Annotated in this window: 19 protein-coding genes; 17 read left to right on the top strand and 2 right to left on the bottom strand. The window is 27.6% G+C overall.

Going from position 1 to position 18,006, the window contains the following annotated elements; genetic code table 11:
- Positions 1-125: 125 nt before the first annotated feature.
- Both JW646_RS01585 and JW646_RS01580 read left to right on the top strand, forming a co-directional pair.
- Positions 126-482: a winged helix-turn-helix transcriptional regulator gene (locus tag JW646_RS01585; RefSeq protein ID WP_228416327.1), complete on the top strand. Its 357-nt coding sequence runs from the start codon at positions 126-128 to the stop codon at positions 480-482.
- A 103-nt stretch (positions 483-585) separates the two neighbouring features.
- On the top strand, positions 586-2,910 hold the full coding sequence (locus JW646_RS01580; RefSeq protein WP_228416326.1) for a putative bifunctional diguanylate cyclase/phosphodiesterase: 2,325 nt from the start codon (positions 586-588) through the stop codon (positions 2,908-2,910).
- 80 nt (positions 2,911-2,990) lie between these two features.
- Here JW646_RS01580 and JW646_RS01575 read toward each other — a convergent pair whose 3' ends face one another.
- A complete protein-coding gene (locus JW646_RS01575) occupies positions 2,991-3,410 on the bottom strand; it encodes a YjdF family protein (RefSeq protein ID WP_228416325.1) in 420 nt (139 codons plus the stop codon).
- 370 nt (positions 3,411-3,780) lie between these two features.
- On the opposite strand from JW646_RS01575, the gene JW646_RS01570 reads away from it, so the two are divergent.
- The 13 genes from JW646_RS01570 to JW646_RS01510 all read left to right on the top strand — a co-directional run bounded on the left by JW646_RS01570 (position 3,781) and on the right by JW646_RS01510 (position 15,802).
- Positions 3,781-4,041, top strand: a complete 261-nt coding sequence (locus JW646_RS01570; RefSeq protein WP_228416324.1) for a hypothetical protein — start codon at positions 3,781-3,783, stop codon at positions 4,039-4,041.
- Between the two features lie 25 nt (positions 4,042-4,066).
- Positions 4,067-4,327, top strand: coding sequence for a hypothetical protein (locus JW646_RS01565; RefSeq protein ID WP_228416323.1), 261 nt, complete (start codon positions 4,067-4,069; stop codon positions 4,325-4,327).
- 263 nt (positions 4,328-4,590) lie between these two features.
- The gene (locus JW646_RS01560) at positions 4,591-5,733 is read left to right on the top strand and encodes a 5-bromo-4-chloroindolyl phosphate hydrolysis family protein (protein WP_074917815.1); all 1,143 of its coding nucleotides are present in this window, start codon (positions 4,591-4,593) and stop codon (positions 5,731-5,733) included.
- 90 nt (positions 5,734-5,823) lie between these two features.
- Complete coding sequence (locus tag JW646_RS01555) at positions 5,824-6,969, top strand: toxic anion resistance protein (RefSeq protein WP_148557492.1); 1,146 nt, start codon at positions 5,824-5,826, stop codon at positions 6,967-6,969.
- A gap of 265 nt (positions 6,970-7,234) precedes the next feature.
- On the top strand, positions 7,235-7,642 hold the full coding sequence (locus JW646_RS01550) for a helix-turn-helix domain-containing protein (protein WP_074917810.1): 408 nt from the start codon (positions 7,235-7,237) through the stop codon (positions 7,640-7,642).
- 9 nt (positions 7,643-7,651) lie between these two features.
- Positions 7,652-7,972 (top strand): hypothetical protein, encoded by a 321-nt coding sequence (locus tag JW646_RS01545; protein ID WP_148557493.1) that lies wholly within the window; start codon positions 7,652-7,654, stop codon positions 7,970-7,972.
- A 310-nt stretch (positions 7,973-8,282) separates the two neighbouring features.
- Entirely contained in the window at positions 8,283-8,939 is a 657-nt protein-coding gene (locus JW646_RS01540; protein WP_148557494.1) for a TetR/AcrR family transcriptional regulator, read from the top strand.
- A 104-nt stretch (positions 8,940-9,043) separates the two neighbouring features.
- A complete protein-coding gene (locus JW646_RS01535) occupies positions 9,044-10,315 on the top strand; it encodes an MFS transporter (protein WP_148557495.1) in 1,272 nt (423 codons plus the stop codon).
- Positions 10,305-10,649 carry a hypothetical protein gene (locus tag JW646_RS01530; protein WP_228416322.1) on the top strand — a complete coding sequence of 115 codons (345 nt, stop codon included), beginning with the start codon at positions 10,305-10,307 and terminating at the stop codon, positions 10,647-10,649. The genes JW646_RS01535 and JW646_RS01530 overlap by 11 nt, the downstream gene beginning before the upstream one ends.
- A 174-nt stretch (positions 10,650-10,823) precedes the next feature.
- Positions 10,824-11,987 carry a MerR family transcriptional regulator gene (locus JW646_RS01525; protein WP_228416321.1) on the top strand — a complete coding sequence of 388 codons (1,164 nt, stop codon included), beginning with the start codon at positions 10,824-10,826 and terminating at the stop codon, positions 11,985-11,987.
- A gap of 174 nt (positions 11,988-12,161) precedes the next feature.
- Positions 12,162-13,391 carry a tetratricopeptide repeat protein gene (locus tag JW646_RS01520; RefSeq protein WP_228416320.1) on the top strand — a complete coding sequence of 410 codons (1,230 nt, stop codon included), beginning with the start codon at positions 12,162-12,164 and terminating at the stop codon, positions 13,389-13,391.
- Between the two features lie 373 nt (positions 13,392-13,764).
- Positions 13,765-15,003, top strand: coding sequence for a competence/damage-inducible protein A (locus JW646_RS01515; protein ID WP_228416319.1), 1,239 nt, complete (start codon positions 13,765-13,767; stop codon positions 15,001-15,003).
- Between the two features lie 16 nt (positions 15,004-15,019).
- A complete protein-coding gene (locus JW646_RS01510) occupies positions 15,020-15,802 on the top strand; it encodes an HAD family hydrolase (protein WP_228416318.1) in 783 nt (260 codons plus the stop codon).
- An 11-nt stretch (positions 15,803-15,813) separates the two neighbouring features.
- Here the strand turns inward: JW646_RS01510 and JW646_RS01505 are convergent, their stop codons facing one another.
- Positions 15,814-16,404, bottom strand: coding sequence for a zinc dependent phospholipase C family protein (locus JW646_RS01505; protein ID WP_228416317.1), 591 nt, complete (start codon positions 16,402-16,404; stop codon positions 15,814-15,816).
- Positions 16,405-16,568: 164 nt separating this feature from the next.
- On the opposite strand from JW646_RS01505, the gene JW646_RS01500 reads away from it, so the two are divergent.
- On the top strand, positions 16,569-17,135 hold the full coding sequence (locus JW646_RS01500; protein ID WP_228416316.1) for a DJ-1 family glyoxalase III: 567 nt from the start codon (positions 16,569-16,571) through the stop codon (positions 17,133-17,135).
- Positions 17,136-17,146: 11 nt separating this feature from the next.
- The gene (locus JW646_RS01495; RefSeq protein WP_228416315.1) at positions 17,147-17,986 is read left to right on the top strand and encodes a pentapeptide repeat-containing protein; all 840 of its coding nucleotides are present in this window, start codon (positions 17,147-17,149) and stop codon (positions 17,984-17,986) included.
- Positions 17,987-18,006 lie beyond the last annotated feature (20 nt).

The following is an 18,006-nucleotide window of genomic DNA, read 5'->3' as shown; positions in this document are numbered from 1 at the left end:
TCCTTTATTTATACTATTTTGTATTATGATATAATTTTAAAATAATGATATAATAAGCACAAGTACGCACTTATTAGTATTATAGTATCTAAAAGGATACTGTAAAAAGTAAAAAGGAGATAAATATGAGTTTAGAACCATGTGTATTAAATTTCAAAAACAAAGAGTATGCATGCACTTTTGAGATTGCAATGGATTTAATAGGTGGAAAGTGGAAACCTATTATTATCTGGCATCTTGGAAGCAAAGGAACAAAGAGATTTAGCGAATTAAAAAGGCTTATTCCTAAAATAACACAAAAAATGTTAACACAACAATTGAGCGAGTTGGAAAGTGATAAATTGATTATAAGAAAAGTGTACCCACAAGTTCCTCCAAAGGTAGAATATTCACTAGGAGAATTAGGAGAGAGTTTGATGCCCATTCTTACAATGATGTGTAATTGGGGAGAAGTGTATTATGAAAAAATAGATAAAAGATAAAATTATATTATTAGTTTTTTATTTAAAATTTTTTATTCTATATTAATAAATATAAAAAAAAACCGTATAATTAAGTGTGAAAAACTAAAAAAGTGGGGATGAAATGGAAAATAAAATAGACAAAATAAAATTTTATAAGATTTATATAGGGGTTATAGTATTTTTAGTAATATTATTTAGTTATCCTTCTACAAATATATACTATGAAATGATAACTAATGCTATTGGCATACTAGGATGTATTACTTCTATTGTGCTTGTATATATTACATTTAAAAATACAGAAAAAAATAAATTAAAATATTATTGGTTATTGAATTTTTTGGCTATAACAAGCTTTGGAATTGGCGAAATTATTTGGGGAATAAAAGAAATTTTTCTAAATGAAAAACTTATAATGCCAAGTTTAACGATTTCATTTTACTTACCTAGTAACATATTCATATTTTTAAGTAGTTTAGTTTTAATTAAAAAAAATATAAGAACATATAAAAGGCAAAAAACTAAACTATCTTTGGATATTGTTATAATTTTTATTATGTATATATCCATTTTGATTGCATCTATTATGCCCATATTAAATCATAACAAAATGTTATTTAATACTAATATTTATCTGATTTTATATAATATTTTAGATTTTATGACTTTGATAAATTTAAGTATTATATATATATACAATAATGAGAATATTATAAAAGGCAATTTTTTTGTAATAAATTTTTTAGGAGTGTTACTCTTTTCTTTATCAGATATGGTATATATGTACCAAATATTAGAAAATACTTATGTGTCAAATACAGTACTAGATTCACTTTGGATAATAAGTTTTTTATTAATAGGATTATCGGCCATTGAATACTTATTTACAGTGAATAGCAAATATAATTTTAAAAATATTGATGAATGTGAAAATAAAGATTTTATGTCTTATTTAGCTATAGTACCTATACCAATTTTATTTGTATTAGATATAAAAAACCAACATCAAGCTATAATAGGCATTTTTATATCTATTATAGTAATAAGACAAATAAAGGTGTTAAATGAAAATAAAATACTAGTTGAAAAATATAAAATGATAAATGAAGGACTTGAAAGTGCTGTTTTAGCAAGAACTAAGGAACTTCATGAAAAAAATATAGAGTTAAATTATTTATCTAATAAAGATACACTAACAGATCTTTATAATAGAAGGTACCTTCTAAATAAGCTAGATGAGCTAATAGTAAAATCATCCAAAGATAATAGTAAGTTTGGAATACTATTTTTAGATTTAGACAAATTTAAAAATATAAATGATTTATATGGTCATGAAGTGGGAGATTTACTTTTAAATGAAATAGGCAATAAGTTACAAAAACACTCTAGTAAAAATAGTATTATTATTAGACAAGGTGGAGATGAGTTTGTAATAATTTATACAGATATAGATAGTGAAGAAGATTTAAAATCCTTTGCTAATCAAATAATAAGTGAATTTGATAAAGGCATATGTATAGAAAAAATTGACTTTAAGGTTAATTTTAGTATAGGTGGAGTAATTTATCCAACTGATGGAGAGGACAAATTGACTCTTATGAAAAAGGCAGATATGGCTATGTACGCTTCAAAGAAAAATTCATCTAGCATGTTTTCGTTGTATAAAGAAAACAATATGTATAACAAATTAAAAATGGAAAAACTTATGGAAAAAGCAATAAAAAATAAAGAATTTATTCTATACTACCAGCCACAATTTAATATAGACAACAATAAAATAGTAGGTATTGAAGCCCTAATTAGATGGGAAAATGATGAATTAGGATTTGTATATCCTTCAGAGTTTATACCACTTGCAGAAGAAACTGGTTTAATTATTGATATAGGAAATTGGATTATAGAGTCCACATTCTTACAAATAAAGAAATGGCAAGAATTATACAATATAGACATAGAAGTTGGAATAAATGTATCACCTATCCAGCTTTCAGACAAAAGATTTTTAGATACAATAGTTTCTAATCTTAAAAATACAAATATAAATCCTTCACTTATAAATTTAGAAATAACTGAAAGAATAGCTATTGATGATAGTGAAATAGTAATAGAAAAACTAAAAATAATACGAGATCTAGGAATAAAAGTATCCATAGATGACTTTGGAAGTGGCTACTCTTCTTTTAAGTATGCAAAAAGTTTTGCTGTAGATACCCTAAAAATCGATATATCCCTTATTAGAGGGATAGACAGGTCTAAGGAAGATTATGAAATAGTAAAAGCTGTAATAAATATGGCAAAAGGATTAGGTTTGAGTATAGTAGCAGAAGGTGTAGACAGTGACACTCAACTCTCAGTACTAAGAAATCTTGGATGCGATACTATTCAAGGATTTTATTACGAAAAACCTATGCATATAGAACATTTAGAAAAAAAATACTTTATGTAACGAATAATAAAGCTCCCTATTTTTGTAGGGAGCTTTAATTTGTTAAACAAATAATAGCAATTAAAACATTACATTTTTCATTAATGACCTTTATGTTTTTCTTTTTTCTTCATTTGTTTTAATTCATACATTTTGTCGCTCTTAGATTCTTTTATTTCTTTTCTTTTTCTTCTTCTTTCAACTTTAGCTGATTCATGTTGAAGTTTAATAGCGTTTTGAGCTTTTGTACCCACACCTATTTCTTTTTGTTGTTTCTTTACTTCTCTTTGTAATCTCTTGTAATTAGTTTTCTTTTGATTAGAGAATGTTTCAGATTGAATTTTTTTAAATGGAATCTTATTATAGTTTTTTAGTATAAATTCATATAATTGAGCTTCTGTAGGTTCTGACCCTAAGACTACTCTTGCCACACTATATTCATTTTCACACTCACCTTCAAAAATACCAACCCAAAATTGATTTTGAAATAATACTGTTAATTTGCAACTACTTTGTATCATAAATAACTCCTCCTGTAATTTTATTACAAAAGAATGGACAACCCAGGAGGGCAGGTTACTGCTATTTTACAAATAGGTTCGGACTACCAACCGAAACTGTGTTTTTATCTCTCAAATATATTATATCAAAAGTTTAGATTATTAGGGTATCTATATAATGAGGATATTTTTTGTTTTATAAAGTTAAGATAAACTCCTGAAAATATGATTATTTTATACCATATATGACACATTATATATGACAAAAATATAAATAATGTTATAATTTATAATACATAATATAACAATAATTTACATTTGTTACAAATAATGTAAATTTAATTCAGGTAGGAACAAGAGTATAATGTGAAAAATTAAGGAGAATTTTATAATGAGTAAAATAAAAAAAGGTTTAGAAGATTTTAAAGAAGACCCACTAGAATGGAGAAAAGGCACTTGGGATGCTCTTGATGGTAAAAAGATAAAACCCTATAATTTTATATTAAAAGGTATGTATTTAGTTTCAGGAGTAATGGCTTTAATGTTATCATTGGTATATTTTATATTTTTACCAATAGGAATAATTCTTTTAATTATATCTTATAAACTTGATGCTAGAAAAATGAAAGAGAAGTATGGAAGTAAAGAATAGTAATTAAAAATAGGAGAATTTTATAATGGGTAAAATAAAAAAAGGCTTTGAAGATTTTAAAGAAGATCCACTAGAATGGAGAAAAGGCACTTGGGATGCTCTTGATGAAAAAAAGATAAAACCCTATAATTTTCTAGTGAAATTATTACTTTTAATTTTAGGAGTAATGTTATTAATGTTGTCATTGGTATATTTAATATGTTTACCATTAGGAATAATTGTATTAATTTTATCTTATAAATTTGATGCTAGAAAAATGAAAAAGAAGTTAGGAAGTAAAGAATAGTAATTAAAAATTAGATTAAAAAATCCTATAAGTGTACTTAAGTGCACTAGTAGGATTTTTTTACATTTAAAAAAAAGGAGGTTATATATTGGCAAAGAGTATAAATTTAAATAAAATCAAAAAATCACTTAAAAGTAAATTTTAGGTTATCAGTTACAATTAGTTAACTTATAATATATAATAAACTTAAAATATTATCACAAGGATATAGTATATATCTAGATTTATGTTAATAATAAGAAAAATAATCTGGAGGCAATATAATGAATAAAAAAGACTTTTCTAATTTAGAAGATCAAATTATGTCTACAGTTAACAGTGCACTAAAAGCAATAGATGTTGCTAATTTAAAAAGGGATATTAACTATAAAACTGAGGACACACTAAATCAATTTAAATCAAAGTTCAATGAATATGGTGCAAAATACATGGGTTTAAATAAAAAATCAAAAAATGATATATCAAAATACATTAGTAAAAGACCAGCTGGAAGTATATCAGGAATACTTTATATAGTGTTTGGAGCTGGCGGAAGTGTAATTTATGGTTCTTCAGTGGGGCTATATCTAATAGCTAATTCACTATTTAGTGGTATTATTGTAGGCAGTCAAGTTGTTATGGGAGTTTTAGTTTTATTTTTTGTAGGAAGTGTAGGTTTATTATTAAAAGGAATAAATGTAAGAAAAAGAGTAAAGCGTTTTAAGACTTATGTAAGATTTATTGACGACAATAGTTATTTCTTAATTGATGACTTGGCAAGATTTGTAAAAGAGAAAAAAAGTTTTGTACTTAAAGACTTACGTAAAATGATTGATTTAGGCATGTTTTTAGAAGGACATATAGATGAAGAAAAAACTTATTTTATGTTAAATGATGAAGTCTATAATGACTATTTAAATCTAAAAAAGGAACAAATGGCTAAAGAAATTAACAAGGAAAAATTGAAAGAAGAAATAGATAATTCAGGAAAAGAAGAAATAGAATCTACTATTAAAATAGGTAGAGATTATATTGAACAAATAAAGGCTGTAAAAGATGAGCTTTGTAGAGAAGAAATAGCTATAAAGTTATATAAATTAGGAAACATTGGAGATCAAATCCTTAATCAAGTTGAAAAAAATCCTAATAAAACACAAGAAGTTAATAAATTTATAAATCATTATCTTCCTATTACTATAAAATTAATCAACTCATACAAAGAGTTAAATGATCAAGTAGTTCAAGGTGATAATATAAAAAATGCTAAAATTGAAATTGAAAAGAGTATTGATCTTATTAATAATGCTTTTGAAAATTTATTAGATGATTTATTTGAAGATGTTGTATTAGACATTTCTACAGATATTTCTGTTCTTAAAACATTATTCAAACAAGAAGGATTAGGAGAAGAAGACTTTAAGAAGTAAATTTTAAGCAACGGATTTATCCGAAGTGATAACGAGGATATATCGTTGGCGACATGAGGGTCGCGAATTTTAAAAAGGGAGGCACTAACAATGAGTGATGAATTCAAAGAAAAGGCTATTGATATAAAACCAGAATTAAGTTTTCAATCATTTGAGGAGGAAGCTCCTCCTATAAAAATAAAAGAAGAAAAAGTAGAAGAACAAATAATTGATGAGATACAACTGACAGAAGAAGAGAAAAAAATGGTAGATCAATTTGTAGATAAAATAGAAATAAGTAATTCAAATTCTATTTTACAATATGGTGTAGGTGCTCAAAAGAAAATTTCTGATTTTTCACAAGCTGCATTAAATGATGTGAGAACTAAAGATTTAGGAGAAATTGGAGAAATGCTATCTAGTGTAGTTCTTGAGCTAAAGAACTTTGAAGAAGGTGAAGAGAAAAAAGGGATTTTCGGTTTATTTAAAAAAGGCAAAGACAAGATTTCTAAAATGAAAGTAAATTATGAAAATGTAGAAAATAATATTACTAAAATGTGTAACGTTCTTGAAAAGCATCAAATACAGCTTTTAAAAGATATTGCCATGCTTGATAGAATGTATGAAATAAATAAAGTATATTTTAAAGAACTTTATATGTATATTTTAGCTGGGAAAAAGAAACTTCAAAAATTAGAAAAGGAAGAACTTCCTAAACTGCAAGAAAAAGCAAAAAAAAGCGGTAATCCTCAGGATGCCCAAGAATTAAATGATTTTATTGCTCTTTGTAATAGATTTGAAAAGAAAATTCACGATTTAGAATTAACTAAAATGATTTCTTTGCAAATGGCTCCTCAAATTCGTTTAATTCAAAATAATGACACTCTAATGTCTGAAAAAATACAATCTACAATTATAAATACTATTCCACTTTGGAAAAGTCAAATTGTGTTAGCCCTTGGAGTTGCTCATGCTACTGATGCTGCCAGAGTACAAAGAGAAGTAACAGATATGACAAATGAACTTTTACGTAAAAATGCAGAAATATTAAAAACTTCTACTATAGAAACTGCAAAAGAATCTGAAAGAGGAATTGTTGATATTGAAACACTTAGAGCTACCAACGAATCATTGATTTCAACTCTTGATGAAATACTTAATATACAAACAGAGGGACGCGAAAAACGTAGGGAAGCAGAAGTGGAATTAAGAAATATAGAAAATCAATTAAAAAATAAGCTTATAAATTTTAAATAATATACAGTAATTAAATTAATAAGTAAATAAATAGTCTTAGCCATTAATAGTAGATGGCTAAGACTTATTTTATTTATTAAATGTATATGTAAATATATAGTTAACAAATAAAAAGTAGTATACAATTAAACGTAAGAAAAATACAAAAAAGTGTGTAAATAAGCCATGTAAAACAATTTTGACACAGAAAAAATGTAATGTAAAAGATACTTGATAGACTAATACCATTAAAATATGAGAAGGTATTAATGAAAGGAGATATATTATGGAGGTTGGAAGTAAACTGAAAAATGCACGAATAAATTCTGGGCTAACTCAAGAAAAAGTAGCAGAGAAAATACAAGTTTCTAGACAGACTATATCAAATTGGGAGAATGGAAAATCTTATCCAGATGTTATAAGTGTAATCCAGTTGAGTGATCTCTATAGTATTAGTCTGGACGAACTATTAAAAGGAGATTCGAACATGATGAAATACTTGGATGAAAGCACGAATGTTGTAAATAGCAACAAAAAGCTATTGATGGCTATTGGATTAAATTGTTTTTTGCTTATTTTATTTATCTTTTTCAATGGTATGATAGCAAATAATACTTATCTTATGATAGGAAGTGCTTCAGTAGGTGTGATAAGCACAACAATATTATTCTATCAAATAGTTAATAAATTTTAGGGGGATTATATGAGTTGGTATTTAATTATAGTTGTTTTTGTTGTAATATTAGGAGCATCAAATTTAGCATATCAAGTTTATAAGATGACAGAACTTGATGCTACAAGTAGAGGATTTAAACATCCGAAGTTTTGGGGATTTTTTTCATTAAGTGGAGATGGAGCTGGTGGATTAGTATTATATTTAATTGGAAGGAGAAAATATCCATCATCTATGAGTGAAATGGATAAGATGGTAATAGAGTCACGAAAAAAGAAAGCAGGCGTTTCTTTGGTTTTTCTAGCGTTATCAACGATAGCTTTATTTGTAATTTGTATTTTGACATTTTAAATATATACAATATATTTTAATATAGGGATAATATATGGCTGAATATTCAGATTATAGTGTAGATCTATAATTAGAGGGACTTTCATGCACCTTGTAGTGTTTATGTTAGTTTCTTTTATATGGTGCTTACTTAAGTATAGAGAATGTACTGGGACCTAAAAGTTAGACTTAACACTGGAATGAAAATTATCATTCCAGTGTTATTTTTTTAGCTGATGACTTTTTATAAATATTAATTTTTAGTTGACATATACAAAAATAATTGCTAAGCTTTTTACATACCGAACGAAAGTATGTAAAGGAGGATATAATGGCGAGAAATAAAAATCCTGAGATTACTATAAACCGTATTCTAGATGCAGCTATGGATTTATTTTTAGAAAAAGGCTATGATAACACTACTATTCAGGATATAGTAGATGCTTTAGGAGATTTAAGTAAAGGAGCGATTTATCATCACTTTAAGTCTAAAGAAGAAATAATAGAATCTGTTATACCTAGGCTTTATGATTCATCTGATAGTCAAATTCAATCATTAAAAGAATCTACTTCTTTTACAGGGTTAGAAAAACTTAATAGGACTTTACTTATTTCATTAAAAAACCCTGGGCAAGAAAAATTAGCTACTGCAGCACCTAATTTAATGAAAAATCCTAGATTTTTAACTCAGCAACTTTATAATACCATAGAAAGTATTGTACCTAATCTTATAGAGCCAATTATTAGAGAAGGCATAGAAGATGGGTCAATAGTAACTGATAATCCAAAAGAGGTTGCAGAGACATTTATGATTTTAATGAATATATGGTTAAATCCAGCTATATTTCATTCTACAGAAGAAGAATTTAAGAGTAAATTTAACTTCTTTAGGAAGTTAGTTGACGATTTAGGTATACCTGTATTAGACGATAATGTTCTTCATGTGTTAGAAAAATATAGAGCTATTATTGAAAAAGAAAGAAAATAAAAATACTGCCCCATGTGGCAGTTTAATTTTTAAGATATACATACCAAACGAATGTATGTTTAAAAATTAAAAGAAAAATAATATTAATATATGGAGGTTTATTAATGAATAACAAGGCAAAACTTTTTAACAAAGATTTTAGCTTATTAGTAGTAGGTCAAATAATTTCTCTCTTTGGCAATTCAATACTCAGGTTTGCATTACCACTTTATCTTTTGGACACAACAAACTCTGCGGCTTTATTTGGAGCTGTGTCTGCTTTTTCCTTAATACCTATGATTACAATAACTCCTTTTGGAGGAATTATTGCAGATAGAGCTAATAAAAGAAATATTATGGTGTTCTTAGATTTTCTAACTGCATTATTGATTACTGTATTTGCACTTTCTATAGGGAGGTTTGACTTAGTAATAACTCTTATAGTCACATTAATGGCTTTATATGGAATACAAGGTGCTTACCAACCAACTGTTCAAGCAAGTATACCAATTTTAGTAGATAAAGATAATTTATTGCCTGGCAATGCTGTTATAAATCAAGTTAGCTCACTTGCTGGATTACTAGGTCCTGTAATTGGAGGTATTTTATATGGTTTTTATGGGCTAATGCCTATTTTAGTAGCAAGTATAATTTGCTTCTTTGTATCAGCCATTATGGAGATATTTATAAAAATACCTTATAAAAAGCAAGAAACTACATTAAGGGCTTTTTCCATTGTAAAAGAAGATCTTTTAACCAGTTTAAATTTTATATTTAAAGAAAATCCAGTGATTTTAAAAACTATTGTTATAATATCTTGCTTTAATTTATTCTTAAGTTCTTTGATAATGATTGGTATACCAGTTATTATTACTCAAACATTGAATATGTCTAGTCAGTCCTATGGGGTAACTCAAGGTATGTTAGCCCTTGGTGGATTATGTGGTGGAATTATGACAGGGGTTTTAGCAAATAAAATTAAGATTTACCACAGTCATATAATTTTATTAATTGCTATATTAGCTTTGACTCCAATAGGTGTTGTGCTTATGCTTAATGTAACTCCTATGATTTCATATATTGTCGTTACAGTTTGTTGCTTTTTAATAATGGCAGTATCTACTTTATTTAGTATTCAAATTTTAACTTTTATTCAATGTGAAACACCTAACCACCTTACTGGTAAAGTTATTTCATTTTGTTTGGCTATGACAATGTGTTCTACGCCTATTGGTCAAATAATATACGGATATTTATTTGAATCTCTTAATAATCAAACACATATAATTATATTCGTTGCGGCGCTATTTTCTGGTTTAATAGGATTTATGTCTAAGAAAATTTTTAGTAGTTTGAAAAAAACTGATATTTATAGAGAGGTATGTAATGATAGATAAAAAACTGATATATACAAGTATTAATTTTATAATTGGTGTACTAAATATAATTGTAATAATGCCTTTAGTATTGGCTTTTGGCCTTGTAATTTTAGCATTATGTTTAGTAAATATAGCACTATTTGTAGCCTTTGCTTTAGGTGTTTTAAAGATATTTATTCCTAGTTTACCAGTAAACTTTGGAGTAAGTAATATTATATTGAAACTTCTAGTTATCTGTATTGTAGCCATTGCAGGTTATTATTTATATAAATTACTAAGTGTATTTATTCCACAGTATCTAAGCTTTGTAGTTATTTATATGAAAAAAAGTTTTACATTTAATATAGTATAAATAAAATATGTTACAATTAAACACAAAGAATATAAAAATTAAATTGAAAAAAGTATTGACCCTAACATTGTGTCATAGTGTACTCTAAAATTACAGGTCCAGTACACAAGTAAAATTCATGCCGGCAGAGTGTATGTGTTATTGAGATTTAAAACCAAGGTAGGAGATAAAATTATGAGAACAGTAAAACAAGTTTCAGATTTAACAAAAATAAGTGTGAGAATGCTACATCACTACGACAAAATCGGATTATTAAAACCAACTAAATTAACCCAAGCAGGTTATAGACTTTATGATGATGAAGCCCTTGAAACTTTGCAACAGATTCTATTTTTTAAAGAACTTGATTTTCAATTAAACGAAATTAAAGATATCATAACTAATCCTAACTTTGATAAGATGAAAGCTCTAGAAAACCATAAAAAGTTAATTATTTTAAAAAGAGATAGACTAAATGGTTTGATAGAACTAATAAATAATACATTAGAAGGAGTAAACACTATGAGCTTTAATGAATTTGATATGACTGAGTATTATAATGTTTTAGAAGAATTTAAAAAAGAAAATACTGAGAAAGTTATTAAAATGTGGGGAAGTATAGATAAGTATGATGAAATAATTTCAAAGGTGAAATCTGAGGAAGAAAAGTTTGCCACTATGGCTATAAAACAATATGGCAGCATAGAAAAATATGCTAAAGCACTTAAGGAAAATTTGAATAATAGTTTAATGTTAACTAAAGCAGAAGAGATGGATAGGTTTAAGGAAGATTGTATTTGTGATAATAATCCTAAATTGAAAGAACTATATAAAGAACTTACAGCTGATTTAAGCAAGGATATTTCATCAAAGGAGATTCAGCAAATTGCTACTGACATAACTAATATGGCTAAAGATAATTATGAAATTTTTAGAGGAGATATGGGAGACAGTTATTGGCACTCAATGGTACAACTTTATCTGGTATTACCAGATTGGATAGAAAAAGTTGACAATATATATGGATCTGGTTCATCTAAATTTATAGGGAAAGCCCTAAAATATAATCTGGATGATTATGAGCCTAAACTAGAAACTCTATATAAAAAACTTACGTCTGATTTAAGCAAGTCTCCATCATGTGAAGAAATTCAAGAAATAATCGCAGAAATAGTAGACGAAACACAAAAACAACATGACTGTTTAAAAATAGAAATTGGAGAAAACTATTGGACATATCAATCAGAACAATATTGTTTGGATTCTAATATAATAAAATTAATGGATAATAAATATAGAAGTGGTTCATCTAAATTTATTGGAGAAGCACTAAAGTTTTATATTAAAAGTAATGACTAGTTGCAACTTATCTTATAAATGGCAAGAGAGTTTATAGTAGTATTAGTTATATAATAAATAAGAGAAGGCATACACAAAAATGTGTAGGCCTTCTTAACTTTGTGTTATAATTACCTAAGTATGAATAATACTAAAAACAAATTTAGTAAGGAAAATAATATATAGGGGGAATGTATGAGTAACTTTGAAGAAGATCTACTGGAGTACAATGAACTAGATGCGTACAAGAAATTAAAAGATGCAAATGATTCTCTTTTTGGATTAAATGGAGAACAAAATTTTGAGGAATTTTTCCTTTTGAGCAAAATGTCAGCACTTCAAGGCAATGATTATAGCCAATACATAATTGGGATTTTTTATGAATATGGAATGGACGGTTTGGAACGTTTTTTTGAAATAGATATAGAAGCCGATGAAAAATACTATAAAATGAAAAATTATAAAAAAGCCTTACAGTTTTATAAAAAAGCAGCTGATCAAGGATACAAAGATGCCCAGTACGCCCTTGGTAATATGTATTATAAAGGGAATGGCACTGAAGTTGATTATGAAAAGGCCATTTATTGGTTCAAAAGTTCTAAGACAGAGTTTGCTTGTTTTAATGTAGGTTGCTTCTATGAAAATGGTATAGGTGTAGAGCAAAATTATAAAGCTGCTATTAAGTGGTATGAAAAAGCTGCACAACTGGGAAATTCCAACGCTGCCTACAATTTAGGTGTTATGTATAAAATGGGGCAAGGGTGTAATATAGATTATAAAAAAGCCGTAAAGTGGTATAAAAAAGCATGTGAGCTAAACAATATAAGCGCCCTTTATAATTTGGGACTTATGTATTTGAGTGGTGATGGTGTAGAAGTAGATTATAAAAAAGCTATTGAACTTTTTGAAGAAGCTGCCGAGTATGCAAGTGAATTAGCCATGTATCAACTTGGCTATATGTATAACGAAGGCATAGGCGTAGATAAGGACTTGGAGCAAGCCAGAATATGGTATGAACAATCTGCAGATTTAGGATATGCTGATGCCCAGTGTAACTTAGGATATTTTTATCAAGAGGGACAAGGAGTAGAGCAAGATTACGAAAAGGCTAAAATATGGTATGAAAAAGCCATAGAACAAGGTGAATATCTTGCAAAAAGTAACTTGGCAGAGATGTATATTTTTGGACATGGAGTAGAAGTAGATTTAGAAAAAGCCTTATCACTTTATGAAGATGCATTAATTGATGCCAAAGAAATGGGCGATAAAGAAGAAATATCAATAGTTTTATTTAATATGGCGGAAGTACATGAAATAGGCTATGGTACAGAAAATGATCTTAAAAAAGCCAAGGAATTATATGAAGAGTCAGCAGCTTATGGTTTAGAAGAAGCAAATGAAAGACTTGAAAATTTAAAAATATAATAATAATATACTCTAGTATATTTAAATTAAAAGGATGTCTCTTTAATGATTGAAAAAATCATTTTGAGACATCCTATTGTTTTATCTTAAAACATCTTCTATAACTAAAGTATGTTTTCTGTAAATTTATTTGTTAAATATTATAAATACTTTATAAGTTTACTTGAATTTTTACTATATTTAATATAAATTGGAAATATATGCAGTATTATATTTAAAAAAATATAATGAATACCACATATAAATAAAGAGCTAGTTTCTATTTTGATAGTAAAATTCCCCATGTGTATGAAAATTATGGTGATGAAACATGTGTCTTAGTTTGTGCTATGACACCACCATCATTCTAAAATAAATTAAGAAGGTGATATTAATGAAAGCAGAAATTATTACTGTAGGTACTGAAATACTTTTAGGAGATATACTAAACACAAATACTCATTATTTATCAAATGAATTAGCAAATATGGGAGTTGATGTATATTATCAAATAACTGTAGGGGATAATGAAAATAGGCTGTTAAATCAGTTGGAAGAAAGTTTTAGAAGAAGTGACTTGGTAGTATTAACTGGTGGGCTAGGGCCAACGCAGGACGATCTTACAAAAGAAGTCTGTGCCAAATATTTTAACTTAGATATGGAATTTCACCAGACTTCATGGGACAAAATTATAGAAATACATAATAAAATGAAAAGAACACCTACTGAAAACAATAAAAAGCAGGCTTATTTTCCAGTAGATTCTATCATACTACCAAATGAATATGGTACAGCACCAGGATGCATTATGGAAAAAGATAATAAAACTATAATAGTAATGCCAGGACCTCCAAGAGAAATGAAGCCTATGTTTGATAACTTTGTAAAGCCATTTTTACAAAAAAATAGTGAAGACATACTTAAGTCAAAAGTTATTAGAATAATTGGTGTGGGAGAGTCTAAGGTAGAAAATGATCTACTAGATTTGATCCAAAAACAAGTAAATCCTACTATAGCCACTTATGCAAAAGATGGAGAATGTACTGTAAGAATAACAGCAAAAGGAAAAACTGTTGAAGAAGTAGAAAAGTTGATTTTACCAGTTGTAAAAGAAATTAAAAATAGATTTAAAGAAACTGTATATGGTGAAGATGAAACTACAATAGAAGATGAAGTTGCAAAAATTCTAGTAAAAAACAACTTAACTATATCAGTGGCAGAATCTTGTACAGGTGGAATGGTATCTTCATCTCTAATAAATTATCCTGGCATATCTTCTGTGTTTATGGAAGGTTGCGTAACTTACTCGAATGAAGCAAAAATGAAGAGTTTAAATGTGAAAGAAGAAACTCTAAACTCAGTAGGTGCAGTTAGTGAGCAGTGTGCAAAAGAAATGGCAGAAGGCGTTGCCGCAAGACATAACACAAATATTGGGTTGTCTACAACAGGTATAGCAGGTCCAGAGGGTGGAAGTGAAGAAAAACCTGTAGGACTTGTATATATGGGAATTAAAATAAATGACAAAACTATTGTGAAAAAATACATATTCAATGGAGATAGACAACAAATTAGATACAGAGCATGTAAAACTTTGTTAAACGACTTAAGACTAGAATTATTAAATATAATATAGATTTTTAGGAGGCAAAATGATAAGACATATATTTTGTGACTTAGATGGAACACTTTATAACAATGGAATTAGTGATGAAGACATAAAAGCCATAGAGGAAATAGAAAAAGAAGGTGTAATATTCCATGTGGCAACAGGAAGGGTCTTTAAACAGGCATATAAGATGTTAAGTGATAAAACTCAGTTAAATGGATATTTTATTTGCGAAAATGGTTCTTTTATTTTTGACAAAGACAAAAATTTAATATTTAAAGAACCTATAGATGATTATTTAGTGAGAAAAATTATAAATAGATTTGAATCAGACTTGGCTCATCTTTATCTAAAATATAATGGTGATATTATTTTGAGTGGAGGAGAAGACGCTTTTAGTAATTATACTAAGGATTACATTTTAGATAAAGAAATGTTTGAAAAAGAGAATTTTGATAACCTAGTTGGTAATGTAGGTATAGTATCAAATAATATGGATGAGCTTAAAAGATTGGAGTATTATTACAAAAGTGAATTTAGTGATGTTTGTGATATTTACTTATCTGGGCCTTATACCCTAAATATAGTTCCTAACCATGTATCTAAACGCCATGGAATAGAACATATTTGTAAAAAATATAATATAAACTTGGATGAAGTTGCAACTATGGGAGATTCACCAAATGATATATGCATGTTAAAAGATATAAAACATAGTTTTGCAATGGATAAATCAAACAAAGATGTTAAAGAAAGTGCATCTTATGTAGTTAGCAGTGTTAGAGATGCAATAGAAAAAATCAAAAAAATAAATAGGACTAAATAGTCCTATTTGTTTTATACACAATTTTCTAATGTGTAAGAATTTGCTGTGTTAGCTAAAATTGAGTCAAGAACATGATTTACAACCATGCCACACACATAAGCTGAAAACTTTAAATCATTTTCATAGCTAGTTTGACAAGATTTATATTTTTTGTATAAGCTATGGAAAAATTCTTCCACATTATAATCGATTTGGCAATTTAGATCACAATTTGAAAAATCCATGTCTTTAGCATAAGAAGCTAGCTCCTTTTCATAAGTAACATGCTTATTCATGCTATGAGAAAATTCCCAACGTTCGCTGTGAGGAGTAGTGAAAAAGTCACATAAAAAATGACAAATAACACCTAACTCTTGACTTAGCTTACTTATGGAAAAATATTTTTTTAAAGAATCTAAAGTTAAGTGACATAGATATTTTATTTTTTCAAGAACCATAGACAAAGACTCATCTAAATAATGCTTATTCAGCACATATTTGGAAGAAATATCTGGCTTAATGTTACCGTAAATAAAATTCTTTTCACTTAAAAAGAAAGATTTATTTGATTCTAATTTATCTAATACAGATTTAGATATAATAAAATGTGTGTTAATTAACATTGATTCACCTCATAAGTTTTGTGTATAGCTAAAGTATATATTTGAATTTTCTTAATTTTTGCTTATAATAACTATCTATTAAATAATAGCAAGAATGAAAAAAAAATTCAAGATGATAATGATTCCAATTTTAAATTATAACTGGAAAATAAGGAGAGTAAGAAATGAAAAAAGTATTAGTATTATTAGCAGACGGATTTGAAGAGATAGAGGCACTTTCAGTAGTTGATGTGCTTAGAAGAGGTAATATTGATTGTAAAATGTGCTCTATAGAAGGTGAGTACGTGAGAGGAACTCACAATATAGTAGTGCAATCTGACTGTAGTATTAAAGATATTAATTCTGGTGATTATGATGCTGTGGTACTTCCTGGGGGGTTACCAGGAGCAGAAAACCTAAAAGCCAACTGTGTAAAAGAATTAATTACTAAAATGAATGAAAGTAAAAAAATAATTGCTGCAATTTGTGCTGCACCAGAAACATTAGAGTATTTTAATATACTTGAAGGTAAAAAATGTACGTCTTATCCTGGTTTTATCCAAGAAAAAGAAAAGGTTAGTTATATAGAAGATGAGGCTGTAGTAATAGATGATAACATAATAACTAGTAGAGGACCAGCAACTGCCCTGTCTTTTGCTCTAACAATATTAGAAGAGCTAGGATGTATGAATGAAATGGAAGATATAAAGGAAGGAATGCTAGTGAATTTTTATAATAAATTTGCTAAATAATAGGAGTTAAAATGAAGTATAGAAATTATAATGAAACAAGTTCTTATAAGAATTTAAAAATAGACTGTAGTAAATGCTTTGGTTTTTGTTGTGTGGCCTTGTATTTTTCTACAATAGATAATTTTCCCCAAGATAAGATTGCAGGACAACCTTGCAAAAACCTTAAAGATGATTTTACTTGTAAAATACATAAAGATCTAAGTAAAAAGAATCTAAAGGGATGTATTAACTATGACTGTTTTGGAGCAGGTCAAAAGGTGGCCCAAAACATATATAAAAATGTAAGTTGGAAAAATTCACAAGAAAAATCACAAGAAATGTATGATGTTTTTGTAGTAGTAAAAAACTTGCAAGAAATGATTTGGTATTTGTGTGATAGTTTTACTTTTGCAGAAAGTGAAGATTTGAGAAAAAATATAAATGATATGATAATAGAAACAGAAGATCTTACAAATCTTTGTGCAAGTAATATATTAAAAATTGATGTGGAAGAGCATAGAACAAAAGTAAATTACTTACTAAAAGAAGTTAGAGCAAATGTAATAAAAAAAATAAATCCTAAAATAAAAAAAGATGAACCTTTAGGTTTTGATTTTATAGGAAAGGACCTTAGAAATAAAGACTTAATAGGAGCAAACTTAGCAGGAGCTTTATTAATAGGATCAAATCTACAACATAGGGATTTAAGTGGTGCAATTGTTATTGGAGCAGATATGAGGGATGCAGATATTAGAGGTTGTAATGCGGAAAATACAATGTACCTTACTCAGTCCCAAATAAATAGTGCAAGAGGAAACTCTAAAACAAAATTACCACTATTTATAAATAGACCTTCTCACTGGGAGGAATAAATAAAAAATGCCAGCTTAGA

Source organism: Terrisporobacter hibernicus (genome assembly GCF_020809405.1).
GTDB classification, from domain to species: Bacteria; Bacillota; Clostridia; order Peptostreptococcales; family Peptostreptococcaceae; genus Terrisporobacter; species Terrisporobacter petrolearius.
The sequence above is the reverse complement of the archived record's forward strand: the minus strand, read 5'-3'. Positions and strand labels throughout refer to the sequence as shown.